General features: G+C 67.0%; 27 protein-coding genes, 1 tRNA gene, 1 other RNA gene and 1 pseudogene. 13 read left to right on the top strand and 17 right to left on the bottom strand.

What is annotated here, in order from left to right:
- Positions 1 to 35: 35 nt before the first annotated feature.
- From NFL01S_RS35270 to prfB, 3 genes are all read right to left on the bottom strand, one after another.
- Entirely contained in the window at positions 36 to 218 is a 183-nt protein-coding gene (locus NFL01S_RS35270) for an Rv3103c transmembrane domain-containing protein (RefSeq protein WP_157116336.1), read from the bottom strand.
- A complete protein-coding gene (locus tag NFL01S_RS07405) occupies positions 205 to 1,080 on the bottom strand; it encodes a mechanosensitive ion channel family protein (RefSeq protein WP_062972853.1) in 876 nt (291 codons plus the stop codon). Before NFL01S_RS07405 ends, NFL01S_RS35270 begins: the two co-directional genes overlap by 14 nt.
- 61 nt (positions 1,081 to 1,141) lie before the next feature.
- Complete coding sequence (gene prfB, locus NFL01S_RS07400; protein ID WP_033243561.1) at positions 1,142 to 2,263, bottom strand: peptide chain release factor 2; 1,122 nt, start codon at positions 2,261 to 2,263, stop codon at positions 1,142 to 1,144.
- 211 nt (positions 2,264 to 2,474) lie between these two features.
- Here prfB and NFL01S_RS07395 point away from each other — a divergent pair, with 211 nt between their 5' ends.
- Both NFL01S_RS07395 and hisN read left to right on the top strand, forming a co-directional pair.
- Positions 2,475 to 2,840 (top strand): NADPH-dependent FMN reductase, encoded by a 366-nt coding sequence (locus NFL01S_RS07395; protein ID WP_084492491.1) that lies wholly within the window; start codon positions 2,475 to 2,477, stop codon positions 2,838 to 2,840.
- 21 nt (positions 2,841 to 2,861) lie between these two features.
- The gene (gene hisN, locus NFL01S_RS07390; RefSeq protein WP_062972849.1) at positions 2,862 to 3,647 is read left to right on the top strand and encodes a histidinol-phosphatase; all 786 of its coding nucleotides are present in this window, start codon (positions 2,862 to 2,864) and stop codon (positions 3,645 to 3,647) included.
- Between the two features lie 280 nt (positions 3,648 to 3,927).
- Here the strand turns inward: hisN and NFL01S_RS07385 are convergent, their stop codons facing one another.
- Positions 3,928 to 4,467, bottom strand: a complete 540-nt coding sequence (locus NFL01S_RS07385) for a DinB family protein (protein WP_062972987.1) — start codon at positions 4,465 to 4,467, stop codon at positions 3,928 to 3,930.
- A 233-nt stretch (positions 4,468 to 4,700) separates the two neighbouring features.
- Between NFL01S_RS07385 and recQ the strand changes: the two genes are divergently transcribed.
- From recQ to NFL01S_RS07370, 3 genes are all read left to right on the top strand, one after another.
- Complete coding sequence (recQ, locus tag NFL01S_RS07380) at positions 4,701 to 6,563, top strand: DNA helicase RecQ (protein WP_062972847.1); 1,863 nt, start codon at positions 4,701 to 4,703, stop codon at positions 6,561 to 6,563.
- A gap of 191 nt (positions 6,564 to 6,754) precedes the next feature.
- Complete coding sequence (locus tag NFL01S_RS07375; protein WP_062972845.1) at positions 6,755 to 7,426, top strand: hypothetical protein; 672 nt, start codon at positions 6,755 to 6,757, stop codon at positions 7,424 to 7,426.
- Between the two features lie 49 nt (positions 7,427 to 7,475).
- A complete protein-coding gene (locus NFL01S_RS07370; RefSeq protein WP_062972843.1) occupies positions 7,476 to 8,465 on the top strand; it encodes a helix-turn-helix transcriptional regulator in 990 nt (329 codons plus the stop codon).
- 305 nt (positions 8,466 to 8,770) lie between these two features.
- Here NFL01S_RS07370 and NFL01S_RS07365 read toward each other — a convergent pair whose 3' ends face one another.
- The 6 genes from NFL01S_RS07365 to NFL01S_RS07340 all read right to left on the bottom strand — a co-directional run bounded on the left by NFL01S_RS07365 (position 8,771) and on the right by NFL01S_RS07340 (position 13,999).
- A complete protein-coding gene (locus NFL01S_RS07365; protein WP_084492490.1) occupies positions 8,771 to 9,781 on the bottom strand; it encodes an alpha/beta fold hydrolase in 1,011 nt (336 codons plus the stop codon).
- A gap of 34 nt (positions 9,782 to 9,815) precedes the next feature.
- The gene (locus tag NFL01S_RS07360; RefSeq protein ID WP_371851787.1) at positions 9,816 to 10,913 is read right to left on the bottom strand and encodes a PDR/VanB family oxidoreductase; all 1,098 of its coding nucleotides are present in this window, start codon (positions 10,911 to 10,913) and stop codon (positions 9,816 to 9,818) included.
- Entirely contained in the window at positions 10,910 to 11,812 is a 903-nt protein-coding gene (locus tag NFL01S_RS07355) for a metal-dependent hydrolase (protein WP_062972841.1), read from the bottom strand. Before NFL01S_RS07355 ends, NFL01S_RS07360 begins: the two co-directional genes overlap by 4 nt.
- Before the next feature lie 357 nt (positions 11,813 to 12,169).
- The gene (locus tag NFL01S_RS07350; protein ID WP_062972839.1) at positions 12,170 to 12,805 is read right to left on the bottom strand and encodes a DUF2461 domain-containing protein; all 636 of its coding nucleotides are present in this window, start codon (positions 12,803 to 12,805) and stop codon (positions 12,170 to 12,172) included.
- Between the two features lie 51 nt (positions 12,806 to 12,856).
- The gene (locus tag NFL01S_RS07345; RefSeq protein ID WP_245670561.1) at positions 12,857 to 13,204 is read right to left on the bottom strand and encodes a hypothetical protein; all 348 of its coding nucleotides are present in this window, start codon (positions 13,202 to 13,204) and stop codon (positions 12,857 to 12,859) included.
- Positions 13,205 to 13,378: 174 nt separating this feature from the next.
- Complete coding sequence (locus tag NFL01S_RS07340) at positions 13,379 to 13,999, bottom strand: TetR/AcrR family transcriptional regulator (RefSeq protein WP_062972837.1); 621 nt, start codon at positions 13,997 to 13,999, stop codon at positions 13,379 to 13,381.
- Positions 14,000 to 14,042: 43 nt separating this feature from the next.
- Here NFL01S_RS07340 and NFL01S_RS07335 point away from each other — a divergent pair, with 43 nt between their 5' ends.
- On the top strand, positions 14,043 to 14,909 hold the full coding sequence (locus tag NFL01S_RS07335) for a CPBP family intramembrane glutamic endopeptidase (RefSeq protein ID WP_062972835.1): 867 nt from the start codon (positions 14,043 to 14,045) through the stop codon (positions 14,907 to 14,909).
- 104 nt (positions 14,910 to 15,013) lie between these two features.
- Here the strand turns inward: NFL01S_RS07335 and ssrA are convergent.
- The 4 genes from ssrA to NFL01S_RS34210 all read right to left on the bottom strand — a co-directional run bounded on the left by ssrA (position 15,014) and on the right by NFL01S_RS34210 (position 16,478).
- Positions 15,014 to 15,382, bottom strand: a transfer-messenger RNA (tmRNA) gene (ssrA, locus tag NFL01S_RS07330).
- Between the two features lie 87 nt (positions 15,383 to 15,469).
- A complete protein-coding gene (smpB, locus tag NFL01S_RS07325) occupies positions 15,470 to 15,943 on the bottom strand; it encodes an SsrA-binding protein SmpB (protein ID WP_062972833.1) in 474 nt (157 codons plus the stop codon).
- Between the two features lie 49 nt (positions 15,944 to 15,992).
- Positions 15,993 to 16,232, bottom strand: coding sequence for a WLR motif membrane protein (locus NFL01S_RS07320; protein ID WP_062972831.1), 240 nt, complete (start codon positions 16,230 to 16,232; stop codon positions 15,993 to 15,995).
- A gap of 48 nt (positions 16,233 to 16,280) precedes the next feature.
- Complete coding sequence (locus tag NFL01S_RS34210; protein ID WP_081595711.1) at positions 16,281 to 16,478, bottom strand: hypothetical protein; 198 nt, start codon at positions 16,476 to 16,478, stop codon at positions 16,281 to 16,283.
- A 515-nt stretch (positions 16,479 to 16,993) separates the two neighbouring features.
- Here NFL01S_RS34210 and NFL01S_RS07310 point away from each other — a divergent pair.
- The gene (locus tag NFL01S_RS07310; RefSeq protein ID WP_062972827.1) at positions 16,994 to 17,737 is read left to right on the top strand and encodes an SIR2 family NAD-dependent protein deacylase; all 744 of its coding nucleotides are present in this window, start codon (positions 16,994 to 16,996) and stop codon (positions 17,735 to 17,737) included.
- Positions 17,738 to 17,780: 43 nt separating this feature from the next.
- Here NFL01S_RS07310 and NFL01S_RS07305 read toward each other — a convergent pair whose 3' ends face one another.
- Positions 17,781 to 19,076, bottom strand: a complete 1,296-nt coding sequence (locus NFL01S_RS07305) for a D-arabinono-1,4-lactone oxidase (RefSeq protein ID WP_062972825.1) — start codon at positions 19,074 to 19,076, stop codon at positions 17,781 to 17,783.
- 85 nt (positions 19,077 to 19,161) lie between these two features.
- Entirely contained in the window at positions 19,162 to 19,839 is a 678-nt protein-coding gene (locus NFL01S_RS07300) for a TetR/AcrR family transcriptional regulator (RefSeq protein ID WP_062972823.1), read from the bottom strand.
- Positions 19,840 to 19,976: 137 nt separating this feature from the next.
- Between NFL01S_RS07300 and crcB (NFL01S_RS07295) the strand changes: the two genes are divergently transcribed.
- The 6 genes from crcB (NFL01S_RS07295) (at position 19,977) to NFL01S_RS07270 (ending at position 25,279) form a co-directional block, all read left to right on the top strand.
- On the top strand, positions 19,977 to 20,420 hold the full coding sequence (gene crcB, locus NFL01S_RS07295) for a fluoride efflux transporter CrcB (RefSeq protein WP_062972821.1): 444 nt from the start codon (positions 19,977 to 19,979) through the stop codon (positions 20,418 to 20,420).
- A 56-nt stretch (positions 20,421 to 20,476) separates the two neighbouring features.
- A complete protein-coding gene (crcB, locus tag NFL01S_RS07290; protein ID WP_245670560.1) occupies positions 20,477 to 20,863 on the top strand; it encodes a fluoride efflux transporter CrcB in 387 nt (128 codons plus the stop codon).
- A 47-nt stretch (positions 20,864 to 20,910) separates the two neighbouring features.
- Positions 20,911 to 22,548 carry a phosphoglucomutase (alpha-D-glucose-1,6-bisphosphate-dependent) gene (gene pgm, locus NFL01S_RS07285; protein ID WP_062972979.1) on the top strand — a complete coding sequence of 546 codons (1,638 nt, stop codon included), beginning with the start codon at positions 20,911 to 20,913 and terminating at the stop codon, positions 22,546 to 22,548.
- A gap of 364 nt (positions 22,549 to 22,912) precedes the next feature.
- Complete coding sequence (locus tag NFL01S_RS07280) at positions 22,913 to 24,286, top strand: MFS transporter (protein ID WP_174555661.1); 1,374 nt, start codon at positions 22,913 to 22,915, stop codon at positions 24,284 to 24,286.
- A 91-nt stretch (positions 24,287 to 24,377) separates the two neighbouring features.
- Positions 24,378 to 25,112, top strand: coding sequence for a DsbA family protein (locus NFL01S_RS07275; protein ID WP_245670559.1), 735 nt, complete (start codon positions 24,378 to 24,380; stop codon positions 25,110 to 25,112).
- A gap of 94 nt (positions 25,113 to 25,206) precedes the next feature.
- A tRNA-Ala gene (locus NFL01S_RS07270) sits at positions 25,207 to 25,279 on the top strand.
- A 565-nt stretch (positions 25,280 to 25,844) separates the two neighbouring features.
- Here the strand turns inward: NFL01S_RS07270 and NFL01S_RS36050 are convergent.
- Positions 25,845 to 26,127: pseudogene (locus NFL01S_RS36050) on the bottom strand (nuclear transport factor 2 family protein); the annotation flags it as partial.

The raw sequence follows: 26,127 nt of genomic DNA, 5'->3' as shown, positions 1-26,127 counted from the left end.
GATAACGAACGCGTCGGCGGGCGGTATCGGTGGCCCTATTCCTCCCGGACGGCCACCGCCGGTGACCCCTGTCCGAAGCCGATGGGCGAGGCGGGGGCCACGGTGGGCGCAGGCGCCGGTGGCTGCCGGGCGATCTCGTCCGGTTTGACGAACAGGTACAGCACGAAGATCGCGATCCAGCTCCCGGCCAGCACCAGCGTCGATCTACGCGCGCGCATTCAAACCCTCCCGGCGCATCGCCGCGGCCACCCGCACCCGCAACTCGCGGCTGACTTCGAACTGTTTGCCCGGCAGTGTCCGAGCCACCATCCGGATGTTCATCTGGTCCACGGTCAGGTCCTCCACGCCCATCACCGTCGGCTCGTCCAGCAGCAGCGGTTCGAGGCGGGGGTCGCGGTAGGCCTGCCCGCCCACCTCGTGCAGTACCTCGTTGATCCGCAGGATATCGGCGCTCGCCGCGACGGGTACATCGATTGCCGCCCGCGCCCAATCCTTGGACAAATTCGTCACTTTCACGATCTGGCCGTTCGGTACGGTGATCACCTCACCGTCCGGGTTACGCAGTTTGGTGACCCGCAGGGTCACATCCTCCACCGTGCCCTCGGCCGGATCCGCGACGCCGGTCACCGCGATCCGCACCACATCACCGAAACCGTATTGGCGTTCGGTGATGAGGAAGAACCCGGCCAGAATGTCCTGCACGATGCGCTGCGCGCCGAAACCGAGTGCGGCGCCGAGGACCGCGGCGGGCGCGACCAGCCCCGACATGGAGAACCCCAGCCGTTGCAGCACCTCCATGGCGACCAGCACATAGGCGACGGTCAGGACGACCCAGGTCAGCACCTGCGCGAGGGCATGCCGGTGTTTGGCCGCTTCGGACCGCACCAGGGCGTCGCCGCCACGGAAACCGGAATCGATGCGCTGGGTCACGCGGTCGCGCACGTAGCTGGCGAAGCGGGCGAACAGCATGGCTCCGAGGATCAGCAGGACGATCTCGAGCCCGGACGAACGCAGCCAACCTGTCACATCGGACGATAATGCCAGGGACAGGGCAAGGGTGTCGGTCCCTTCCGCACGCATCAGACCACCCGTTCCCGCATCTGCTCCGGATCCATTGCGCTTCCCCGGAATCGGGGGAGGGCTAGCTCTCCTGCAGAACTGTACTCATCCGCCAGCGGATGCCGGATTCGATGAAACCGTCGATATCGCCGTCGAGCACCGCGGAGGGGTTGTTCACCTCGTAGTTGGTGCGCAGATCCTTGACCATCTGATACGGGTGCAGCACATAGGACCGCATCTGGTTGCCCCAGGACGCACCCTCGTTGGTCTTGAGCGCATCCATCTGCGCGCGTTCTTCCTGCCGTTTCCGTTCCAGCAGTTTGGCCTGCAGCACCCGCATGGCCGAAACCTTGTTCTGCAGCTGGGATTTCTCGTTCTGGCAGGTGACCACGATGCCGGTCGGGATATGGGTGATCCGCACAGCCGAGTCGGTGGTGTTGACGCTCTGCCCGCCCGGGCCCGAGGACCGGTACACATCGACCCGGATATCGGTTTCCGGGACGTCGATATGGTCGGTGGTCTCGACCACCGGCAGCACCTCGACCTCGGCGAACGAGGTCTGGCGGCGTCCCTGGTTGTCGAACGGACTGATCCGCACCAGCCGGTGGGTGCCCATCTCCACCGAGAGGGTGCCGTAGGCATACGGGGTCTTCACCACGAACGTGGCGCTCTTGATACCGGCTTCTTCGGCGTAGGAGGTGTCGTACACCTCGACCGAATACTTGTGCCGGTCGGCCCAGCGGATGTACATGCGCATCAGCATCTCGGCCCAGTCGGCGGCGTCCACACCGCCGGCACCCGAACGGATATTGACCAGCGCATCACGTTTGTCGTACTCGCCGGACAACAGTGTGCGCACCTCGAGGGCCTCGACATCGGTGTGCAGCGCGGCGCGCTCGGCATCGGCATCGGCCAGCGCGCTCGTGCGCGCCTCGCCCTCTTCCTCCTCGGCCAGCTCGTAGAGCACCGGCAGGTCCTCCAGACGCTGCCGTAACTCCGCCACCCGGCGCAGCTCACCCTGCGCGTGGGAGAGCTCACTGGTCACCCGCTGCGCATGATCCTGGTCGTTCCACAACTCGGGATCGGCCGCCTGATGCTCCAGTTCGTCGATACGACGGCGCAGCTCCTCGATATCGAGGACCGATTCGACGGTCTTCAGGGTCGCGTCGAGTTCGGCGAGGTCGGCGGTAACGTCAGGATGCACGATGTTCAAGGCTACTAGCAGCGTCGAGCGCGGGGAAACCGCACAGGCGCGGAGGCCCTCGGCCGCTTTCTCGCATGCCGGGGGGGGAAGCGCCCATCGCCCGGGGGGGTCGCGGGCTCCGCCGGGGTGACGGGCGAGCGCGAAGCCGGCCCCGCCCGGCGACGAGTCCTGTGCCGACGAGCATGTCGCCGGCTCGGTTCGATCATCAGCGATATCGCCGCGGGCGATCTGGGTAGTCGGACCGAACCGTCGGCCTGACAGCTATCCGGCCTCGTTGAAGGCCGCGATCGACTGTCATTTCACCCAGTGGCAGCGCAAACCGGTCGCTTTCGTCGGATACAGCGGCGCCACCGGCGGGCTCACCGCAATCGAACATCTGCGGCAGGTGTTCAGCGAACTGGATGCGCACACTGTCCGCGAATATGTGCCGTTCCCGCGCTATTACCGGCTGTTCGGTGACGACGGGCAGTTGCTGTTGCTCGCACCCGCCGAACCCGAAGCGGCGGTACGGCACATGCCGGACCAGGTGCACTGGTGGGCGGAGGCGCTGGTCGCGGCGCCGGCGGTCGCGGTGTGAGACGCGCGCTAGGGTTTCGGTGTGGCTGCTCACTCCTCTGACCTCGAACTCGCGTTACGCCTGGCCGACGAGGCGGACACGATCACCCGCGAACGGTTCGGCGCGCTGGACCTGAAGGTCGACGCCAAGCCCGACCTCACCCCCGTCTCCGATGCCGATCTGGCGGTGGAGGAGGCGATCCGCCGGATGCTGCGGCACGGCCGCCCGGACGATTCGGTGCTGGGCGAGGAGTTCGGTGGTAGCGCCGAGTTCTCCGGCCGGCAATGGGTGATCGATCCGATCGACGGCACGAAGAATTTCGTCCGGGGGGTTCCGGTATGGGCCACGCTGATCGCGTTGCTCGAGGACGGGGTGCCGGTGGTGGGTGTGGTGAGCGCGCCCGCGCTGGCGCGGCGCTGGTGGGCTGCCGTGGGTCAGGGCGCGTGGTCGACTTTTCATCCCGGGGCGCCCCGGCCGATCACCGTTTCGGCCGTCGCCGAACTGGATTCGGCCAGCCTCGCGTTCTCCAGCCTGTCGGGTTGGCGTGACCGTGGCCTGCGGGAGAAGTTCATCGACCTGTCCGACGAGGTGTGGCGGGTACGTGGCTACGGTGATTTCCTCAGCTACTGCCTGGTCGCGGAGGGGGCGGTGGATATCGCCACCGAACCGGAGGTGTCGCTGTGGGATCTGGCCGCGCTGGACATCCTGGTCCGGGAGGCCGGCGGCACCTTCACCGCTCTCGACGGCCGGCCCGGCCCGCACGGTGGTGACGCGGTCGCGACCAACGGACGCCTGCATCAGCCGATACTCGACCGTTTCGCCCGGTAGCCAGTAGGCCGGGCGACGAGTCGTAGAGCCGACGCGGTGCCCGTCCGATCCACTCCCCAGGCGTCCGGCCGTCTGGTTGGTATACCGCCTGTTTGCCGGCAACCGCCTCGACGCCGCGCGGGCGGCTCCTCGATCTGGAGCCTCCTCGCGAAACCACAGCGGATCGGGCGGCCGGCCCCGCGCCAGCCGGGCGCAGCCCCCCGGCGGGAAGCGCGGTCGTGAATCGCCCGGTGGGATGAGCCCCAGCCCCACTTATCGCGGCGGGGCCGGGACCATCGCCTCAGCCCATGGTTTTCGCACCGTCGATGGCTTCGCGAATGATATCGGCGTGACCGGCGTGCTGCGCGGTCTCGGCGATGATGTGCAGCAGTACCTGGCGAGCCGACCAGGAATCCTCCTGGAACCATGGCGCCTTGGGCAGCGGCCATGCGCGGTCGAGGTCGGCGGTGGCGATCATCGCGTCGGTCCTGGCCGCTACTTCGGCATAGGCGTCGAGGACCCCGGCGAGTGTCTCACCCGGCAACAATCGGAATTCGGCATCGCGCTCGGCGAAATCCTCGGCGGTCAAATCGTCGAAGTCCTTCATGGTCCCGGTGCCCTGCACGATGAAGTCCACCCAGCCCCGTTCGACACCGGTGACGTGTTTGATCAGGCCGCCGAGGCACAGTTCGCTGTCCGTCGGGCTGCTCGCCGCCTGCTCGTCGGTCAGGTCGCGGGTGGTGAATCGCAGGAAATGGCGTGCCTTGCTCAGAACGGCCAGTATATCGGCGCGTTCGCCGGTCAGCGGGGTGGTCGTGTCGAGGGCTGCAGTCTCGGCCATGGTCTGCACCTTTCAGAGGGGCTGCTGAGGGGTTCTTTCCGTGTTCGATACCCACGTTATTTCCCATTGCGGCCACTTTTTGACCGCAATTCCGGGCCTAGTCGAAATTCCCGGAATTTTCTGGTGACCGTCAGGTGGCGACGGTTGTCCCCATGTGGACAACTCGGCCGGTCCGGCCGGTCCGGCCGTCATTCGCGCGGTCCGGGAATCGAGGTCGCTCGTAGGATGGCCGCGTGGATACCGCCGAAGACACCGCTGTGGCAGCTCCCGCCCCCTCCGACGACGCCGCCCATGAGGTATTACGCCGGGTCTTCGGGTACGACAGCTTTCGTGGTGAACAGCACGCCATCGTCGAGCAGGTGATCGGTGGCGGTGATGCGCTGGTACTCATGCCCACCGGCGGGGGCAAATCACTGTGCTATCAGATTCCCGCGCTGGTCCGTGATGGCGTGGGGGTGGTGATATCGCCGCTCATCGCACTCATGCAGGACCAGGTGGATGCGCTGAGCGCACTCGGCGTGCGGGCCGGGTTCCTCAATTCCACGCAGTTCCCGGACGAGCGCCGGGCGGTCGAGGCGCAGTTCGCGGCAGGCGAACTCGACTTGCTGTACCTGGCGCCGGAACGGTTGCGGATGGAATCCACGGTGGCGCTGCTGGGGTCCGGCCGTATCGCGCTGTTCGCGATCGACGAGGCGCATTGTGTTTCGCAGTGGGGTCACGATTTCCGGCCCGACTACCTGGCGTTGTCGGTACTGCACGAGCGCTGGCCGGATATCCCCCGGATCGCGTTGACCGCCACCGCCACCGAGAAAACCCGCGACGAGATCATCACCCGGCTCGATCTCGGCGGAGCGCGCCGGTTCGTCGCCAGTTTCGACCGGCCGAATATCCAGTACCGGATCGAGCCGAAGAACCGGCCCGATCGCCAATTGCTCGATTTCCTGCGCACAGAGCATCCCGGCGATGCCGGAATCGTCTACTGCCTGTCGCGGAACTCGGTGGAGAAGACCGCGGCATTTCTCACCGAGAACGGTATCCGCGCCCTGCCCTATCACGCGGGCCTCGACCATCGCACCCGCGCCGAGAACCAGGCCCGGTTCCTGCGCGAGGACGGGCTCGTCATTGTCGCGACCATTGCGTTCGGAATGGGTATCGATAAGCCGGACGTCCGATTCGTCGCCCATCTCGACTTGCCCAAATCCGTGGAAGGCTACTACCAGGAGACCGGCCGCGCCGGCCGCGACGGACTGCCGTCGACGGCCTGGATGGTGTACGGGCTGCAGGATGTGGTGCAGCAGCGCCGGTTGATCGATTCCTCGGACGGCGACGCGGCGCACCGCAGGCAGTTGCAGCTGCACCTCGATGCGATGCTGGCCCTGTGCGAGACGATCGATTGCCGGCGTGCGCGGTTGCTCGCGTATTTCGGTCAGCCCGCACAGTCGTGCGGGAACTGCGATACCTGTCTGAGCCCGCCCGAATCGTGGGACGGAACCGTTGCCGCGCAGAAGCTGCTGTCGGCGGTTCTGCGCCTGAAACGTGAACGCGGCCAGAGCTTCGGCGCGGGCCACCTCATCGATATCCTGCTCGGCAAGAAGAATCAGAAGGTCCAGCAGTACGACCACCACGAGCTGAGCGTGTTCGGTGTCGGCGCTGATCTGCGCGATACCGAATGGCGCGGGGTCGTGCGTCAGCTCCTGGCTCAGGGGTTGCTCGCGGTGCACGGCGACTACGGAGTCCTCACCCTCACCGAGGCCAGTGACGGTGTGCTCTTCGACGGCCGTACGGTGCGCTTCCGCCGGGAACCCGAACGCCCGACTCCCTCGCGCGCGGCGCGCAACGCCAAGTCTGCGAAATCGGCGCCGGTCGGCCTCTCCGATGCCGATTCGGCCCTGTTCGACAGGCTCCGTCAGTGGCGTGCCGATACCGCCAAGGAACAGGGAGTCCCGGCCTACGTGGTGTTCCACGATGCGACCTTGCGCGAAATCGCGGCCCGGAAACCGGGGGATCTGCCGGCGCTGGGAGAGGTGAGCGGGGTCGGGGAGGGCAAACTCGCCCGCTACGGCGAACAGGTGCTGGAGGTGGTCGCCGCGGAGTGACCGGGCGGCGAGAAGTATTGCCTGCGAGGAGCTTTCATTCGATGACTTCTCCCCGTCAGTGACGATAGGGGGCTGAACAGACAGCCTAACCTGGCACTATGCCTAGCAAGCGCACTCCGTGGTCAGGCTCACGCCGCGGAGTCGACTTGCCTGCCGACCGGTTCGGTCTCTTGGATCCGCGAATAATCGGCGTGGCGCGAGGTACCGCCGACGACCGGACGAAGGGGCCCGGGGCCGTCGGGTCCGTTGCCGGGCCCGGCTCACCCGGTTCGAAGCCGGCCGCCGAAGCCGGTCTCGACGAACAACCATCGGGTACCGGGCGTGCGGCATCGGCCGGGGCCGGGGAGCCGGATCAGGCGGGCTATCCGAACCGAGGCGACGGCCTGCATCCGGCGTACTGGGGTGGTCACGCCCTGCTGGGGCTCGTGCTCGGGGTTGCGGTTCTGCTTGCTGTCGGTGGCTTCTACCTCGGTCGTGTCACCGACCCCCACGCGGCCGGGGAGCCGGCGATTACTACTTTCGTCGCGGCGTCTCCGCAGGTGGGTGCCACCGGGTCGGCTCCTGTCGCCGAGTCCGCCCGGCCGGAGCCGGCCAGGCCCGCATCGCCGGAGGTCGGGGCGGGGTTCGTCTTCGGCAAAGTCCAGGCCAATGACAACGGGGTTCTCACCGTGAGCAGTGAGATCACCAGCGCGGAGGTCGTCGTATATTCCGACGATTCGACCAAGCTCTATGTGCTGATCGCGAGCGATCCGGCCGGGATCGATATCGGCGCGCCTGTGTGGGTATGGGGCCGCAAACACGCGGACGGATCGCTCACCGCCCGCACCATCGCGGGTATCTCCATGCACGGAAATACCAATTAGACCGTAACCAGCGGTCAGAAACCGGCCGCAATTCGACGACAATCGAGGTATGGCGAATACGAGCACGCGGACCCTGCGCCTGCTGTCGCTGCTGCAAACCCACAAGTACTGGCCTGGTACCGAGTTGGCCGAGCGTCTCGGTGTCTCGCCGCGAACCTTGCGGCGTGATGTCGATCGGCTGCGTGACCTCGGCTATCCGGTCGAGGCGCAGCGTGGCGTCGACGGCGGCTATCAGCTGGCCGCGGGTGCGGCGCTGCCTCCGTTGATGGTCGACGACGACGAGGCGGTCGCGCTGGTCGTCGGACTGCAGGTCGCGATGCAGGGCATGGTCGAGGGAGTCGCCGAATCCTCGGTGCGGGCGCTGGCCAAGGTGGTGCAGGTGATGCCGCCGCGGCTGCGCCGCCGGGTCGAGGCGATCCGGTCGATGACTGTTCCGGCCGATTGGGGTGGCCGGTCCGATCCGGGGCCGGATCCGGCCGCGCTCACCACCGTCGCGCTGGCCTGCCGCGACAGCGAGCGCCTGCGCTTCACCTACACCGCGGCCGACAGCCGGCACAGCGAGCGCCATGTCGAGCCACACCGGCTGGTCGCCCTGGGGCGCCGCTGGTATCTGGTGGCCTTCGATCTGACCCGGCACGATTGGCGCAGCTTCCGGATCGACCGGCTCACCGGACCCGTCGGTGACGGTTCCCGTTTCCGTCCACGCGAGCTGCCCACCGCCGATGCCGCGGAGTTCGTCCGGGCCGGGGTCGACCGGATTTCCCGGCCCTACTGCATCGAAGTCCTGGTCGAGGCTCCGGCCGGCGCGGTCCGGGAACGGATCGGGCGCTGGGCTACGGTCGAGGCCGTCGAGCCCGGCCGGTGCCGGGTATCGATGACCACCGATTCGCTGGACTGGCCCACCATGGCGCTGGGGTCACTCGAGGCAGAGTTCCGGGTGCTCGAACCGCCGGAGCTGATCGCGCAGATCCGCGACTGGAGTGAGCGCTTCGGCCGCGCGCTGCACGATCCGGCCGACCGTTCGGACGTAATTTCCTGAGCCTCGGCAGTCTCCGCGTCACCGCTCCCTGTCCGGCCGGCAACTACGTCGCCGGGATCGCCGGCCGCGCGCGGAGCCACAGTACGGGTCCTGTAGCCGGGCCTTCTGGCTGCCGAGCCCGTGCTCGAAACAGGCGACACCAGACCCGGCAGTTGGGCGAGGTGATGACCTGCCCGATCGCCGGGCCGCGATCTCGGCGCGCCGCTCGGTGCCTGGTCGGCCGAGCCTTCGTACCGGGGGGTCGGCCCGAGACCTGCACCACGCTGGCGTGCCCGGTTACGCCGATCGGTGCCGGCCGAGCGCACTCAACGGGTTCCGTTCTTCGGCGGTCCGTCCGCCACAGGAAGTTGCCGAACCTGCCCGAGCGTTTCCCCGGCGGTGACCGAGTCTGCCGTGGCGAACTCGCCTTTCTCCACGGCATCCACCAGCTCGGTGGTCGCGGTCGCGAGAAGGGAGGGATGCGAGAACGGCATCCAATGCCCGGCTGGGACATCGCGGCGCCACAGTCGCGAAACCCACCGCGCCGAATCGTCGTATCCGGCGGGCCGGACCGCGATATCGCGGCCGGCGACGATCAGCTGGACCGGTACGTCTGTGGTCCGCTCGCGCGGCTTCATCAGATGCGCGACGATATTGGCCCGATAGATGAGCAGGCCGTTGACCATATCCTGTTTCAAGGTGGGCCCGAAGGTGATCGTCGACGGCGCGGTGTTGTTCATGAGCTGGATGAACCGCCGCCAGCGCTGTTCGGTGGCGAGCGCACCGAACGCCAGCCGCGGCAGACCCGGAGTCATGAAGAACCCGGTGTAGGCCGACGACAGGAGCTGTGTGAACGGCTGCCAGAGATTTCGTGCGCTCGGCCGGCGCAGCCGGGCCCGTACCCAGGCGGCCAGATGATCGAGATTCGGGCCGGATACCGAGGTGAACGAGGCGATCCGGGCGCTCGCTCCCGGCTCGCAGACCGCCTCCCATACCTGCACCGAACCCCAATCGTGGGCGAGGACGTGTACCGGCCGGTCCGGGCTCACGGCCTCCGCGACCGCGAAGAAATCGGCGGACAGTTCGGCGAGCCGGAAATCGGCGACCCGTGCGGTGCGGGTGGAGGCGCCGTGCCCGCGCGTATCGTAGGCGACCACGTGGAAGCGCCGGGCAAGCAGCGGAATCACGCCGTTCCACAGGTGGTGGGTATCGGGCCAGCCGTGGACCAGGACGACGGTTTCGGCGTCCGGATCGCCGTATTCGTAGACGGCGAGGTCGAATCCACGGTGGTGCACCGTTCGTTCGGTAGCCGGGTAGTCGGATATCGATACCGTCACGCTGGTCTCCTGAGGCTGTGGGCGGGTGGTCGGATCAGAGGTCGAGGACGAGACGTCCGCCTGCACAGCGTGATACACACACCAGCAGGTCGCCGTGGTCGCGCTCGGCGGAGGTCAGGACGTGGTCGCGGTGGTCGGGAACGCCTGCCGATACCCGGACCTTGCAGGTCCGGCAGAAGCCCTGCCGGCACGAATACGGCTGGTCGGGTCGGCGTTCGAGCAGAATGTCGAGTGCGGATCGGTCCGCCGGCACATCGATCACCTCGCCACCGGCGCCCAACTGGATCTGGAACGGCATACCGTTCACGACCGGCGGCGCCGAGAAACGTTCGGAATGCAGTTCTATCGCAGGCATTGCCCGCACCGTGCCGGCAATGGAGGTGACCATGGGTGCGGGTCCGCAGCAGTACACGGCGGTTCCGGCGCCGGCTTTGCCGAGAAGTTCCGCGGCCGTGGGCAGCCCGTGCCGGTCGTCGGTGCGGACCGTCACGTGATCGCCGAATCGGCGCACCTCGTCCAGGAACGGCAGGGTGTCCAGGGCTCGCCCGGTGTAGATCATCGACCAGTCGATTCCGAGGGTTTCGGCCAGCCGCATCATCGGCAGGATCGGCGTGATCCCGATACCTCCGGCCACGAACCGCACCCGCCGCGCGGGTGACCCGTAACCGGGCGCGGCGAACGGAAACGCATTGCGTGGTCCCCGCACCATCAGCGCCGAGCCGACGGGCAGCGCGTCGTGCACTTCGTTCGAACCCGCACCGCCCGGGATACGGCGCACCGCGATCCGGTAATGGTGGGTGTCGGCGGGGTCGCCGCAGAGCGAATACTGCCGTAGGCGTCCGGACGGCAGCTCGATATCGAGATGCGCTCCGGGGCGCCACCGCGGGAGGGCACGCCGGTCGGGTGCGGTCAGGCGGAGGCTCACCACGTCCTCGTCGGAGGCTTCCACTCGGCGCCCGGTCACCACCACCGGGATTCGGCGGTCGTCGATACGCGGTGTCAGATCGCGACGGTTGGTCAGTGCCGTCCAGTTCAGCCGGGCGTTCACGACGGCATCGAGAACGCGCAGGGTCCGGTCGGGCCGGCGCCGCCCGTAGAGGTCGGCGGGCAGCGGCAGGACGGGCCTGGTCACGAAGCTGCCCGGGCTGCCGGAGATTGCGCCAGGTACGCGACGGCCTGGGCGGTCGAGCCGACCGATTCCGGACTGTATCCGGGTTCGAAGGTGGACAGCGCACTCACCAGCAGGGCCGGGATGCCGGGGAGGGAACCCCGCCACATCGACCGCAGAATCCGCGGCAGCAGCCGGGGATATCCGAGGTCGGGCAGCGCAGGGTCGCGGTGCACCAGGTATTTGGTCCCGCGCACCAGAAGCACCAGGAACGACGGGAAGACCAGCATCATCACCGCGCCCCGCCGCAGGTAACCGACGCCGAAGTATTCGGCGACATCGTGGGCGACATTACGGTGCTCGACCTCTTCTGCGCCGTGCCAGCGATACAGGTCGAGCATGCGCGGATCGGCGTCGAACTTTTCCAGGTCGCTGTTGAGCACCCAATCGCCCAGGAAGGCGAAGAAATGTTCCAGCGCGGCGATCACCGCGAGCCGATCCACCAGCTGCTGGCGTCCCGCCCGGGTGGCGGTGGACCGCCGGGGACCGATGGTCTTGCGGAATACGTACTCGGCCTGTTCCAGATAAGGCTGGGGATCGATCCCGTTGGCCGTGAGCAGCAGTTCGTGCGATCCGGCGTGGGTTTCCGCATGCATCGACTCCTGGCCGATGAAGCCGAGCATATCCGCACGCAGCTTCTCGTCGCGGACGAAGGGCAGGGCCTCGCCGAAGGCCGTCAGGAAGCTGCGTTCGCCTTCGGGTAACAGCAGGTTGAGAGCGTTGAGGACATGCGAGGCGATCGGATCGGATTTCATCCAGTGCAGTGGAATACCGGTCCATTCGAAATGCACGTTGCGGGCGGTGAGCGCGACCTCTCCCGGGTCGGTCAGCCGTTCGGAGGCGTGGTTACGGAACAGCCTCATCGATCCTCCTCGATCGTCACCGGCGCCGGTACCCGGTCACAAGGATGTGTGGATGCCGGTACTTGTGACGATACACATTAGTAGGACGGCGAGTAACAGACAATGCTGTGAAGGCTCCGCGCCAGGATCGGTCCGGCGGCTCCCGTGGCGCCACCGGGCTCGGCAAGCCGGGAAGCGGTCGTCGAGATCGGCCGTCGGATACGACCAACGCTCCAGGCACGGTGAGCGGCGGTCTGCACCGCCTGCGCCCGCTACCGCCTGCCGCGTGAGTGCACATACTTCGCCGGGGCCGCAGGCGCCGGAGAATCGGAACGGTCGACTCATGCACAGTGAGCGGCTTTCCCCGGGCCGGCGAACTCAGTTGCCTGCAACCGCCCCGAGCCACTCCACGAGGGGTCGCAGCGATTCCCACGACTTGCGGATCTCTGTGGCGGCCCGCGGTGTCTCCAGCCAGTCCGGGGTCCCGAACTCGCGGCTCATCACCAGCGATTTATGGCGCAGCAGGTCGATGCGGGGGTGATCGATGGGGTAGCCCTTCGGGCGGGTCTTCAGCTTGTCGCCGCCGAGGGTGTAGCCGGCTGTTACGAGGTGGTCGACGATCGATTCGAGCTCGGCGCCGCGAATATCGTCGTCGAGGGTGGTGCGCAGGCGGGAGAGCTGTTCCGGTGCGGCGGCGTACAGGCCTCCGGCCACGAACAGTCCGGGTGCGCCGATCTGGACATACCAGCCGACCCCCGGCGCAGTGGGCACGACCGCGCCCTGGTGCGTCTTGTACGGTGATTTGTCTTTGGCGAACCGCACATCGCGGTAGGGGCGGAAGATCTTGGCGGGGCCGAAGTCCGGTTCGAGGTCGGTGATCAGCGCCGTCATCGGGCGCTTCACGAATTCCTCGTATATGTGCTTGTTGGCGGTCCAGAATATCCTCGAGTTATCGGCCTCGAGATCCTCGTAGAAGTCCGGCCCCGCGATCGGGAACCCCGCGAACTCGCTCATGGCATCGAACCTATCGCCCGCCGCGCGAGCGAACGACAGGGAGCCGACCGGTCAATCCCGGAGTTCGTCCTGAATCTCCATGGCCGCCGCCTCCGCGGGACGGCGGTCCTCGGCGCGCAATTCCTCGCGATGCCGGCGGCGGGTCCACTCCTGGTCGAGTTCGCGGGCAATACCCAAACGGCCGGTGTCGTCGTTCTCGTGATAGCGGATGACCAGATCGTTCGGGGGATCGGCGATATATCGCTCGTATTCGCGGACCTCGTCGGCCTGATCGTCGTCGCCCAGGTCGTAGTCCAGCTCTTCGCGGTCCTCGTCGCCGATATCGAGTACCTCGTCCATCAACCGGTAGCCGGAGCTCGCTCCGTCGTGCTCTGGCCCGGGATCGCGCATATCGGGCATGGCGCCCACCTCTTTCGCGGACCGGCTCACCAATGGCAACCACTGTGAGCTGTGGTTCCTACGCTACCGCCGACTGCGGGCGGGTGGAACCCGCCGCCCTCGCCGATCGCACCGCCGTGGTTGCGGGCGGGATGAGACGAAGGCCCTGCCGGTGCGGACCGGGTATCCGTCGTATCAGTACTCGCCACGGGCCAGCAAACCCAGTTCGCGCCGAAGGGTCATGCGGACTTGCTCCGGCGGGAACTCGGTGGGGTACATCGCCGCCTGCAATGTCAGGCCGTCCATGAAGAGGTGGAGGCGCTCGGCCTGCTGTTCCAGGAGTCCGGTATCCAGTCGCTGCCCGATATCGCCGGGAGGCGCTACTCCCCGACAGTACGCCAGGGCGAGGCGGCAGAGGTGGCGTTCGCCGACCCCGCTGATCCTGCGTAGCTCGTCGAACGAGGCATCGAAGCGTGAACGCACCAGGCACGCCAGCCATACGTCCACCTCCACGCTTCGGGGTTCGTCCAGCGGCAGGAATTCCTCGAGGATCAGCCGGGCTCGTTCCACATCCGGCAGGTCCGCGCGAAGATGTTCGGCGACGCGGGCCCGGACGCTGCCGGCCATCGCTTCCGCCGCGAAGCGCAGGAGGCCCTGCTGACTGTCGAAGTAGTGCCGCAGTCCGCCGACCGACACTCCGGCTTCCTCGGCCACCCGCCGGACCGTAGCGCCTTCGATCCCTTCCCTGCCGATGACTGCCCATACCGCGCGGGCAAGTTCCGCACGCCGCTGAGCGTGATCGACGACCTTGGGCATACCTCTTGATAGCACAACTGTACGGTCCTGTTACCGTACAGTTGTGCTGAAAAAATCACGTGAAACGAACAGTCTTGGGACGGTCGTTCTCGTGGTGGGCGTTGCGCTCGTCGCCGCGTCGGCGTTATGGCTGCTGTGGACCGGCGATACGGGGGTCAGATACTCCGCTGACCACGGCGAAACCGTGCCGATGTGGGCTCGGTGGATCCCCGCCCTCGCGGGGATCGCACTCGTCCGGCTCGTACCGGCGAAGGCTCCCACGAGCGCGCCGAGCGCAACGAGCGGACGCGCGCTTCGTATTCAAGCCGGAACGCTCATGGTGCTCGCCCTCGTGTTCGCCGTCTCCTTGCGGTCGGCAGGAGGCGGAGAACCGGCACATACACTGTTCAAACTGTCGATGCTGCTCGGCGTTCCGGTGGCGATGTTCTGGGTTATGCGCCCTGGCCGGCCGATTCCGGTAGCGCGCGACGGGACAACCCCGTGGCAGCGGGTTGCCCCCGCGATACCCGTCGGAACGTGGCTGCTTCTCAGCTATTGCGGACCCCTCGCTATTCCCCCGGGCGATGATGCCCCCATCGACTCGCTCGGCATGTTGCTCGCCACCATCGCCGTCGGGTTCCTGCTCAACGCCCTTCTCGAAGAGGTGTTCTACCGGCGATGGCTCCAGTCGAGGTGGGAAGTTCTCCTCGGACGCCTGCCCGCGATCGTGCTCACATCGGCGCTGTGGGCCTCTTGGCACATCGGCATCCAGGGCACGGGGGCTTTGCATGTCGATCTCGCCCATGTCTTCGTCAATCAGGGCGTCCTCGGATTGTTCCTGGGTTATCTGTGGAGCAAGTACCGGGCAATGTGGCCCATCCTCGTCGTCCATGGCGCGGTCAACGCTCTTCCCCTGCTGCTCCCGGCGTGAACGACAAGACGCTGAGCATGCCCAGATGTGCCCACACGGACTGAGCAGGTATCGCGATCTGCATGAAAAAGGCCCCCCACCTGCATTGCAAGTGAGGGGCCCCGCTGTGGAGCTGCCGGGAATCGAACCCGGGTCCTCCGCCGCTTCTCCAGGGCTTCTCCGTGTGCAGTTCGCTGGGCCTCTACTCGGATCTCCCGGTCTCGCGAACAAGCCGGGATGACGATCCCAGTCGCTGTTGGATGTCCCGCGTTACTCCGCGACCGAGTCGCGCGGTGAGCCCTCTAGCTGATGCCGGCACCGAAGCCGAGGGCGAACCTCGGGCCGACAGAGACGCTATCGCTTAGGCAGCGAGAGCGTACTCGCGCTGATGAGAATCGGCGCTTAATTGGTTGCAACGACGCTTACGGTGGTCTCTTGCCTGCACCGACACGCTTCCCCTGAATCTACGTACGCAGTCGAAACCGTTCAGCCCCGTACGTCCCGGCACCTTGCCGGGCCAGTCATATTAACACCTCGGGCACCGTCGTTCATTCCCGTTTTCCCGGTGCCGTCCGCGCCGGTCAGCGCATCCCTTTGATACGCCGGCCGAGTTCGCGGGTGACCTCGCGCTCGGCGGTGCGCCGGGCCAGGTCCTGCCGCTTGTCGTAGTCCTGCTTACCTTTGGCGAGGGCCAGTTCGACCTTCACCTTGCCGTCGGAGAAGTACATCGACAGCGGGACCAGTGTCTGGTTGCCCTCGCGGGATTTGCCGACGAGGCGTTCGATCTCCCGCTTGTGCAGCAGCAGCTTCCGGACCCGGCGCGGCGAATGGTTGGTCCAGGTTCCGTGACTGAACTCCGGGATGTGCAGGCCACGCAGCCAGACTTCCCCGTTGTCGACGGTCGCGAAGGCGTCCACCAGTGAGGCCTTACCCTCACGCAGACTCTTGACCTCGGTACCGACCAACGCGATCCCGGCCTCGTAGGTGTCCAGGATCGTGTAGTTGTGCCGTGCCCGGCGGTTGGTCGCGATGACCTTGCGCCCCTTCTCCTTCATGACGACAACCTTAAAGCGCCGCGGCAACCGGATTATTCCCGGCCGCTGCTCAGCCCGGTTGCAGGAGCAGGTAGAGGATCAGAACGGCGGAGAACGCGGTGACGAGTAGCACGGTGGAAAGCCGCGGCAGATGCGTGCCACGTGCACGGGAGCGGCGGTTCAGCCAGCTGTGGTCCACCACCGGATCCGTGCTGCGGCTCCGGTGCGGCGCATCGACCGGTTCGGCCGGCGGGCCGGCGCCACCGCTGCTGCCCTCGACGCTTTCCTCGGACCCGTCCCCGGATGCCATGCTCGCAGGCTAGTCCTGCGGACAGGTATTCGAGAACGGGGCGCGCGGTCAGCGAGGGGTTCTCAGGATGCGCAGAGTGATGCCCAGGCCGACGAGGATGCTGGCCGTGGCGATCAGTGCCATGGAAAACGACTGGGTGATGGCGGCAATTCCGGTACTGAAAATGAGGCAGGTGGCGAGCGCCAGCAATGCGGTGCCCCATTCCATACCGGCGATCCGGGTTGGTCGGTTACGCAGTGCTGTCATATTTTTCGAGTACCCCGCCGCCTCGGTTATCAAACCGTTATTGCTGTAGTTCCGGACGGGGATGTGCCGGATCTGCGGATCTGCCGTACGGGGTGCGCGGTGGCGAGCCATGGCGGAACCTCCGTCTCGGTCGAGTGTGGCAACTGTGTTCACCGTAACGGACAAATCTCCGCTTGGATACCGGGTGGCAAATCTCGAGACAGCCATCACACACTGTGGGAAACGGTGGGGAGGTGCTGTGCCCGGACTGTGATCTTTCGGGAAAAATGCCTGATCAAAAGGAGTGGGTTTGTGTGACACGCCCGAACCGTACTCCAGGAATGTTTCCTTGGGGATCGTGCGAATCGGACCCCGACTATCGTTTGCTGAAAGATAGCCAGCTTGCGTCGAGGGGTGCGCTGTGAAGTATGTGGGGCTGGGCATGCCTAAGCTGGCGATATGCGGATTCAGTACCGGCGCCCACCCTGGTCGAGCGCCCATTCCCGCGGAGCGACGCCGGCCCGGGGGGTACTCCGGTGACCCGGTGGCATCAGCGCGCGGGCCGTATCGCCGTACTGACAGGTGCGGGAATTTCCACCGACAGCGGAATCCCTGATTTTCGCGGGCCGCGGGGAGTGTGGACCGAAGATCCGGTGGCGGAACTGTTGTCCACCTACGACAACTACGTCTCCGACCCAGCCCTGCGCGAACGCTCCTGGCAGTCCCGCCGCGACAACCCGGCCTGGGGTGCGGAACCGAACCCGGCACATCTCGCGCTCGTGGAGTTGGAGCGGGCCGGGCGTGCGCTCACGATCGTCACCCAGAACGTCGACCGCTTACACCAGCGCGCCGGTTCGAACTCCCAGCGGGTGATCGAGATCCACGGCAACATGTTCGATGTGGTGTGCGTGGACTGCGCATACTCCGCGACCATGGCAGAGACTCTCGAACGGGTCGGCGCCGGGGAGCCCGATCCGCCGTGCCCGGAATGTGGCGGCATCCTCAAGGCGGCCGTGATCATGTTCGGCCAGGCGCTGGACCAGCGCACCTTGCTGAAGGCCTCGCTGGCGGCCGAGACAGCGGATATCTTTCTCGCTGTCGGCACATCGCTGCAGGTGGAGCCCGCGGCCTCGCTGTGTGGCCGGGCGGTGGCGGCGGGCGCCTCGTTGGTCATCGTGAATGCCGAACCCACGCCGTACGATTCGATGGCCACCGAGGTCGTGCGTGAACCCATCGGCGAGGCGCTGCCCCGGCTGGTGGACCTGATCCTGGGGCAGTGAGGCATCCGGCCGGGCAACGACTGTCCGGTGCATCGGAATCGGTCTACACGGGGCCGAGGACTCCGTCGAGGTAGTCGTTGGCGAAGCGGCCTTCCGGATCGTAGTGCCGGCGTACCGCGGCGAATCGATCCCAGTCCGGGTAACGTGCCCGGAGCGTCTCCGCGCTCTGGTAGTGGCGTTTTCCCCAGTGGGGCCGGCCCTGGTAACGGTCGAAAACCGTTTCGCAGGCGCGGAAGAACGTTTCGTGTTCCATACCTTCGTACTGGTGCACCGCGATATAGCAGGTCGCCCGGCCGCCGGCCGGGGAGAGGAAGGCGTCGTCGCCCGCGACCCACCGCACCTCGATGGGCATCGGCGAGTCGAAACGGCGGGCGGTTTCCTTGATCTCACGGATCGCCTCGACCGAATGTTCGCGCGGGATCGCGTATTCCATCTCGGTGAACCGGAACAGCCGCGGGCTGGTGAACACCCGGTAGGAGCGGTCCACCTGACGCCGGTAACTGAAGGCGTAGGCGGCGGCGCGCTGCAGTGGCGGGATGACGGCCGGCCGCCGGCGGGCCAGTCGGCACAGTGCGTCACTGACGTGATTGGATACGGCGATATCGGCGAACCAGTCGACCGCTTTGTGTCGTGGTGCGGGCGGCAGATCGACCCGATTATTGCGTTTGGTCATCGCGAGCGGGCTGTGGGCGAACATATAGAACTCGAAATGCTCGTTGCCGTCTACGTAGGAGTCCAGATCGTCCAGGATCTCCGCCACCGGCACCGGCCGCTCGACGCCCTCGAGTACGAAGGAGGGCACGAGTTGCAGGGTGAAGGCGGTGATCACGCCGAGCGCGCCCACGCTCACCCGCGCCGCCCGCCACGCCTCGGCGCCGGAGTGTTCGGTCAGTTCTACAGTTCTGCCGTCGGCGGTCATCAACTCCACCCCGTGTAGTTGCGCGGAGAGGTTGGGTAGGCGGGCGCCGGTGCCGTGGGTGCCGGTGGCAGTGGCGCCGGCGATGGTCTGGGCGTCGATATCCCCTAGGTTCGGGAAGGCGAGGCCGTACTGGTCGAGCCGGTCGTTGAGGGCGGCGAGGGTCATCCCCGCCTGGACCTTCGCCAGGCCGGTCTCGCGGTCGACCTCCAGTACCCGGTTCATGCGGGAGAGGTCCAGGAGTAGGCCGTCGGTGAGGCAGGCGCCGGTGAAGGAATGGCCCGATCCCGCGACGCGGACCCGGTGCCCGTCCGCTGCGGCCCGGCCCAATTCATCGGCCAGTTCGGCGTGATCGCGCGGCGCGGCCAGCCGGGCCGGTACGCATTGCTGATCGCCGGCCCAGTTCACCCATAACTTGGTCACATGTCCAACATTAAGGGATGGTGTCGCCGGTTGCCGGGCAAACCTCGTGACACAGAGCAATCGACACGGAGAAATCGGGTTGCGCTCAGCGGCGCCGGGCCACGCACGGCTTGGCCGCCTTGGCCCGCTCCACCTGCGCAAGACTGAGCGCATTCACCGCCAACGGCTGCGCCGGCGTGTCCTGGGCACGAATGCCGTTGAGAGTGATCGCCATATAGCGGCGCCAGATATCGGCATCGACCGGGCGGGCGAACTCGGCGAGCGAATCGACCATGTAGATCAACGCGAACAGATCGGTGTCCTCGATCCCCGGCTGCAGCACACCGGCGTTCCGGGCCCGTTCCATCACGGCCGCCACGGCAGGGCCGAGCTGTTCGCGTGGACGGCCGAGGTGTCCGGGGTCGTCATGCATTTCGAGCATCACTTCGCTGAAACCGCGGTTGGCCGCCATATGCCGGCACGCGTAGTCGAAGAGCCGGACGACACCCTCCCATGGATCCGCAACGGCGAGTGCATCCTGTGCTGCCTGCACGAATTCCCGGACATGTACGGCGAAGACCTCGGAAATCAGTTCCCGCTTGTTGGCGAACCGGCGGTACACGGTGCCCACACCGACCCCCGCGCGGTCGGCCACATCGTCGAGCGTGATCTCCAGTCCGCGGTCGGCGAACAGCTCCCGGGCCGCATCGATGATCCGCTGCTGATTGCGCGCCGCATCCACCCGGAGACGGCGCGTCCGGGGCGCAGTGGTGGCGAGGTTCACATCCGGAATGGTAGCAAGCTACGAATTAACGCAGACCATTTCGATCCGGCCCGATATAAACCCCGCCCCGCCTGCGGATACCGTTGCGATGCGCGATCCGTGCGCACGCCGCCGTGGAACGCAGGAGGTCCCGGAGCATGAGCGAACCAGTGCAGACCGCACCGATGGATGCCGCCGTCCTGGCGGCCGTCGCCTGCGGCGGTGGGCTCGGCGCCGGCCTGCGCTACTGGCTCACCCTGCGGATCCCGGTCCGGCCCGGAGGTTTTCCGTGGGCCACCTTCCTCGCCAACACCCTCGGCTGCCTGGCCATCGGCATCCTGATGGTGATCATCACCGAGGTGTTCGCCCCGCCGCGGCTGCTGCGCCCGTTCCTCGGAGTCGGGGTACTCGGTGGATTCACCACCTTTTCCAGTTACAGCGCCGAGGTTCGTACACTGCTCGAATCGGGTGCCCCGGGTGTAGCGCTCGGATACCTCGGGGGAACCGTGGTGACCTGCCTGGTCGCGGTCCTCGCGGGAATGACGGTCACCCGGTGGATTACGGGAAGACGCGGCGGGACAAGGCAGTACGGCACGAGCTGAACGTAAGACGGGACGAGCGAGAGGGGTCGGGTGATGGCGGTAGCGGTGAGTGCGGAGTGCCGGCAGCGAACGGATACCGGCCGGTGACCGCGGTATGGGTGGTGCTGGGCGGAATGCTGGGCGCGCCCGCGCGTTATCTGCTCGATCGCGTCGTCACCGCGTATACCGATTCCCGGCTTCCGCTCGGCACGCTGGCGGTTAATATTGTGGGCTCGGCGCTGCTGGGTGTGTTGATCGGGTCGGGTGCGAGTGACGCGGTGGTGGCGGCCGCGGGAATCGGATTCTGCGGTGCATTCACGACCTTCAGCACGTTCGGCTACGAGACGGTCGCGCTCGCCACCGGTGGTGCTGCCGGGCAGGCGTTCGGCAATATCGTGCTCAACACCGGGATCTGTCTCGGCGCGGTCTCTCTCGGCGCCACCGCCGCGGGACCGTTCGGATGATCACGATGACCAGCCGGGTACGGCCGACCACGAAGGGAGCTCCGAACATGGCGCACGACCGAGCCGGGCGACCGGCCCGCCCCGGCGATCTGGTGGACGTGCCGGGGTTGGTGACCGCGTATTACAGTCGCGTTCCCGACCCCGCCGAACCCAGCCAGCGGGTCGTTTTCGGAACCTCCGGGCACCGCGGCTCGAGCCTGGACGCCACGTTCAACGAGGCGCATATCCTGGCCATCACCCAGGCCGTCGTCGAATACCGGGCCACCCGCGGAATCAAGGGGCCGGTGTATCTGGCCCGCGACACCCACGCGCTGTCCGAACCGGCGTGGACCACCGTGCTCGAAGTTCTCGCGGGCAACGAGGTCGGCGCCGTGGTGGATTCCCGCGGTCGTTACACCCCGACGCCCGCACTCAGCCATGCGGTGGTCCGCCACAACCGCGACAGTTCCCGACCGCAGGCCGACGGTATCGTAGTGACCCCGTCGCACAACCCACCACGTGACGGCGGTATCAAATACAACCCACCCCACGGCGGCCCGGCCGATACCGGCGCCACCGATGCGATCGCCGAGCGCGCCAACGAACTGCTGCGCGGCGGCCTGGCCGGGGTGAAACGGGCCGCACTGACGCAGGCAATGGCCGCCGCGGGCCGCTACGACTTCCTCGACCATTACGTCGCGGATCTGCCCGCGGTACTCAACCTCGACGCCATCCGCGGCGCAGGGATCCGGCTCGGCGCCGACCCGATGGGCGGTGCCAGCGTGGACTACTGGGAAGAAATCGGGCAGCGCTACGATCTCGAGCTCGAGGTGGTGAACCCGACGGTCGACCCCACCTGGCGTTTCATGACACTCGACGGCGACGGCCAGATCCGGATGGATCCCTCGTCCCCGCATGCGATGGCGTCGCTGGTCTCGATCCGCGACGACTACGACATCTCCACCGGTAATGATGCCGACGCCGACCGGCACGGCATCGTCACCCCCGACGGCGGCCTGATGAACCCGAATCACTTCCTCGCCGTCGCGATCGACTATCTGGTGGCGAACCGGCACCGCTGGGATGCGCTCACCAAGATCGGCAAAACGGCGGTGACCTCGGCGATGATCGACCGAGTCGTCCGCGTGCTGGGACGTGACGTCTACGAGGTGCCGGTCGGGTTCAAATGGTTCGTCCCCGGACTGTTCAGCGGCAGTCTCGCCTTCGGCGGTGAGGAGAGCGCCGGCGCCTCCTTCCTGCGCATGGACGGCTCCGTGTGGACCACGGAGAAGGACGGCATCCTGCTCGCGCTGCTGGCCGCCGAGATCGCCGCCGTCACCGGGCAGAGCCCCTCGGCCCGCTACCTCGAACTGGAACGCAACCACGGCAGCCCCGCCTACGCCCGCATCGACGCCCCCGCCGACGCGGAGCAGAAGAAACTGCTGTCCGCCCTCGACCCCGGACAGGTGACCGCCACCGAGATCGCGGGCGAACCGATCACCGAGGTCGCCACCCGGGCCCGCGGTAACGGCGCGGCGCTCGGCGGTTTGAAGGTGAGCACGGAAAACGCCTGGTTCGCGGCCCGCCCGTCGGGCACGGAGAGCAAATACAAGATCTACGCGGAGTCGTTCCACGGACCCGACCATTTGGGGCAGGTCCAGGAAGCGGCCCGGGAGCTGGTCGGACGGGTGCTGGCAGCCGGCTGACGGATACGCGGCGGCCGGCGACAGCCCGCCGATTCGCCGTGCCGTCCGGAAGATCCGGCCGGGAGGCCCGGCCGGATCCACCCGCTCATGCGGCGTCGAGCGCCACGGTGATCTTGCGGGCCGTATCGGCCGGGACGGGGCTCGGCCCACCCTTCTGCGGCCGGCCCGCTGTTTCGACAGCGACGAGGACGGTGCTGCGGAAATTGTCCGCCTCTGCGGCGTCGTGCTTCTACAGCAGGGAATTGTGACGGCCACCTCGGTGTTGGTTGCCTGGGTGAGTGATGAGGCCGTAGCGAACGATCGATCCGGATCCCAGAGCGTGAATGGGCCGGTTGGGGCGAACGCTGTGGGCCGGTCCTCCCTGCTGGGGCGCTTTCGCCGACCGGGCCGCCGGGTCCGCAAGACAGATAGGCCGCCGCTGCCCAGCGAAATCTGGGTGCTCATCGCCGCCGCTTTCTGTGTGGCGGTCGGGTTCGGCCTGGTCTCGCCGGTGTTGCCGCAGTTCGCGCTGAGCTTCGGGGTCGGGGTGGCGGCCGCGTCCGCGATCGTCAGCGCGTTCGCGGCGATGCGGCTGCTGTTCGCGCCCGTGAGTGGGCGCCTGGTGCAGATGCTGGGGGAGCGGCGGATCTATCTGGTCGGGCTGCTCATCGTCGCGCTTTCGACCGGCGCGAGTGCCTTCGCTCAGACCTATTGGCAGCTGATGGTGCTGCGTTCCCTGGGTGGGATCGGTTCGACCATGTTCACCGTCTCCTCGATGGCGCTGGTGATCCGGCTGTCCCCGCCCACCGAACGCGGCCGGGTCACCGGGCTGTGGTCGACGTGTTTCCTGATCGGCGGACTGTCCGGTCCGCTGATCGGTGGGGCGCTGGCCGGGTTCGGCCTGCGCGCACCGTTCCTCATCTATGCGGCGGCGCTGCTCGTCGCTGTGGCGGTCGTGTACTTCAATCTGCGGGACTCGCGGATCACCGAATCCGAATCCGCTGCCGACGCCGCCACCGTGAGTTTCATGCAGGGCCTGGCGCGACCCGAATACCGCGCGGCATTGTGGTCCAACTTCGCCAACGGCGCGGCGGTGTTCGGCGTCCGGATGGCGCTCGTCCCCCTGTTGGTCGTGGAAGTCCACGGCCAGCCATCAGGTATGGCCGGGGTGGCCCTGACTGTTTTCGCCGCCGGTAACGCGACCGTCCTGTTCTACTCCGGCCGGCTCTCCGACACCTACGGCCGCCGCCCCCTGCTGATCTCCGGCGCCCTGGTCTGCGCGGTCGGTACCACTGGTCTCGGCCTGTCCCCGAATCTCGCGTGGCTGCTGGTCACCTCGTTCGTCGCAGGTATCGGATCCGGTCTGTTCACCCCCGCCCAGCAGGCCGCCGTCGGCGATATCATCGGCTCCCGCGCACGCGGCGGCACCATGCTCGCCGGGTTCCAGATGTCCCAGGACCTGGGCACCGTCCTCGGGCCCATCGTGGTCGGCGCCATCGCCCAGCAGCTGGGCTACGGCGCCGGGCTCGCAGCCACCGGTTCCCTGCTGGCCGTGGCCGCTATTGCCTGGTTCGTCGTTCCGGAACCGATGAGGCGTGCCAGCATCGAACCCGAGCCGGAGTCGCCGGGGATGGTCGAGCCTCCGGAACAGACGATGGCCGCTCCTGGGAACACACACAATGCTGCCGACGCCGAGGCCGGAGGCGGAGACCGCACCGGAACATCGGCCGGAGAGAACGCCGCGAACTCGAAGCGCTGACCCCGGCCACGCCGATCGCGGTGGCGCGTTGCCGGGCGTCCGGGAACCGGGTCCGCGTGACCGATTCGCCCGGATACGGCAGAGTGGTCGCGTGAGCAAACCGCCGCCCGATTACACCCCCCGGTCGATGTCCAACGGCACCACCTACGCCCTGGGCGGGGTGGCCCTGGCACTGATCGCGCTGATCGTCTTCTTCGCCTTCCGCTGGGGGACCGACGAGGCCGAAGTGCGCAACGAAGGCTATGGACCGGTCCGCAACCCCTCGGTCACGGCGACGGTGCAGACCGACGGCGGCGTGCGCCTCGGCCTACCCGAGGCCCCGAAAACCCTCGAAATCTACGAAGACCCCATGTGCCCCGGCTGCGGCAGCCTCGAACGTCTCTACGGCCAGGAAATCGCCCAGAAAATCGACGAGGGCAAACTCGCCGTCCGCTACCGCTTCGTGAATTTCCTCGACTCCAAGTCCGAGAGCGGCGATTACTCCACCCGCGCTTCCGCAGCCCTGCAATGCGTCGCGGAGACCGGCTCCGGGGTCACCTACTCGAAGTTCCACGATGCCCTCCTCAACACCCGGCAACCCGACGAAGGCTCCGGCCTGACCGACGACGAACTCGCCACCATCGCCACCGAGTCCGGCGCGCCTCGGGCCGCCCACGACTGCATCACCACCGGCGCCCGCACCGACCAGGCGCGACAGCAGGCCACCGCGGCCCTCGAAGACCTGAAAACCGCCCTCGACGGCGACGCGGCAACCCCCAGCGTGTTCGACGTCGCCACCAAGCTCGACACCCAGAACCACGAATGGGTCCAGCAGGTCGCCCCCTGACCGCGCCGTTCACCCGGACTCCAGCCGATTTGGTGCCCGACGTGGAGGTGGTGTAACTTCGTTCAGGCAGCCGGGGAACCGGCGGCAACCATCCGGGGCTATGGCGCAGCTGGTAGCGCACCACACTGGCAGTGTGGGGGTCAGGGGTTCGAGTCCCCTTAGCTCCACAAAAATTGCAGGTCATGCCCAGTCTCAGACTGGGCATGACCTGCTATCTTGTTCTGGCCCCCCGTTTACCCCCCGCTTTGTATCCTAGATCCGGTTCGTCGGAAGCGACGCGGCTGCGTGTGCAGCTGTGTCCCCCGATACCAGACCGGCGGATTCGATAGCAGTCGTCTCGATCCAGCCATCCCGAACAATCCAGCGGTCGACGGTTCCCGTGCTGTCGGTGTCTACCTATTGTGGCGCGACCACGGATACGCCGTCGGCGTGGTCGGCGGAAGGGCCGCCCACCTGGTAGATGGCGCCGGTAAGCAATAGGCCGCTGCCGAGGGGCGGCGGGACACGGCGGATCGCCGGATGCCGGAATTCCGGTCGAAATACGAGCATCCATGGCACGTGTCCACACCCGCGAACCAGCTCGACCCTGTTGCCACGATCGAGCTCGCCCTGGCGGTCTGTGATCCTATGTCCACCCGTCCGTGCCGGATGGCCACAGTGTGCGGTTCGGAAGGCGACAGGGCAACCGGCCATCGAGTGTGGTCGTTGTCGCTTTCCGTTCGCGTGTTCCTGCTACCGGCTTCCACCGCCGATGCGCGAGAGCAGGGCGGGGATCCGGGATGCCGCGAAGATCGATTTGAACTGCCAGCTGTCGTCGCGAGGGAGGATACCGCCGCGCTGCAGGCCGTCGAAGGCGTCGTAGAGGGTTTCGCCTTCTTCCATGAGGCGGTCGGCGTTGAAGTGGTAACGGTCGACGGCCGGGCATTGGATGAAGCGACCGTTGCCGTAGAGCACAGGGGCGGATTCGTCGTAAGGGTACAGGCGCAGCGGGCCGGACCAGTGCCCGCTGCCCATG

Source organism: Nocardia flavorosea NBRC 108225 (assembly GCF_001613385.1).
Classification (GTDB): Bacteria; Actinomycetota; Actinomycetes; order Mycobacteriales; family Mycobacteriaceae; genus Nocardia; species Nocardia flavorosea.
This window is presented reverse-complemented; position numbering and strand designations above follow the sequence as displayed.

Coding starts and splice junctions, on each gene's coding strand:
- crcB (WP_062972821.1), top strand. CDS start 19,977: ATGAGCGAACCAGTGCAGACCGCACCGATGGATGCCGCCGTCCTGGCG.
- NFL01S_RS35270 (WP_157116336.1), bottom strand. CDS start 218: ATGCGCGCGCGTAGATCGACGCTGGTGCTGGCCGGGAGCTGGATCGCG.
- smpB (WP_062972833.1), bottom strand. CDS start 15,943: ATGAAGGAGAAGGGGCGCAAGGTCATCGCGACCAACCGCCGGGCACGG.
- NFL01S_RS07385 (WP_062972987.1), bottom strand. CDS start 4,467: ATGGCCGAGACTGCAGCCCTCGACACGACCACCCCGCTGACCGGCGAA.
- NFL01S_RS07350 (WP_062972839.1), bottom strand. CDS start 12,805: ATGAGCGAGTTCGCGGGGTTCCCGATCGCGGGGCCGGACTTCTACGAG.
- NFL01S_RS07340 (WP_062972837.1), bottom strand. CDS start 13,999: ATGCCCAAGGTCGTCGATCACGCTCAGCGGCGTGCGGAACTTGCCCGC.
- NFL01S_RS07405 (WP_062972853.1), bottom strand. CDS start 1,080: ATGCGTGCGGAAGGGACCGACACCCTTGCCCTGTCCCTGGCATTATCG.
- NFL01S_RS07370 (WP_062972843.1), top strand. CDS start 7,476: ATGGCGAATACGAGCACGCGGACCCTGCGCCTGCTGTCGCTGCTGCAA.
- NFL01S_RS34210 (WP_081595711.1), bottom strand. CDS start 16,478: ATGACAGCACTGCGTAACCGACCAACCCGGATCGCCGGTATGGAATGG.
- NFL01S_RS07355 (WP_062972841.1), bottom strand. CDS start 11,812: ATGAGGCTGTTCCGTAACCACGCCTCCGAACGGCTGACCGACCCGGGA.
- NFL01S_RS07320 (WP_062972831.1), bottom strand. CDS start 16,232: ATGGCATCCGGGGACGGGTCCGAGGAAAGCGTCGAGGGCAGCAGCGGT.
- pgm (WP_062972979.1), top strand. CDS start 20,911: ATGGCGCACGACCGAGCCGGGCGACCGGCCCGCCCCGGCGATCTGGTG.
- NFL01S_RS07345 (WP_245670561.1), bottom strand. CDS start 13,204: ATGCCCGATATGCGCGATCCCGGGCCAGAGCACGACGGAGCGAGCTCC.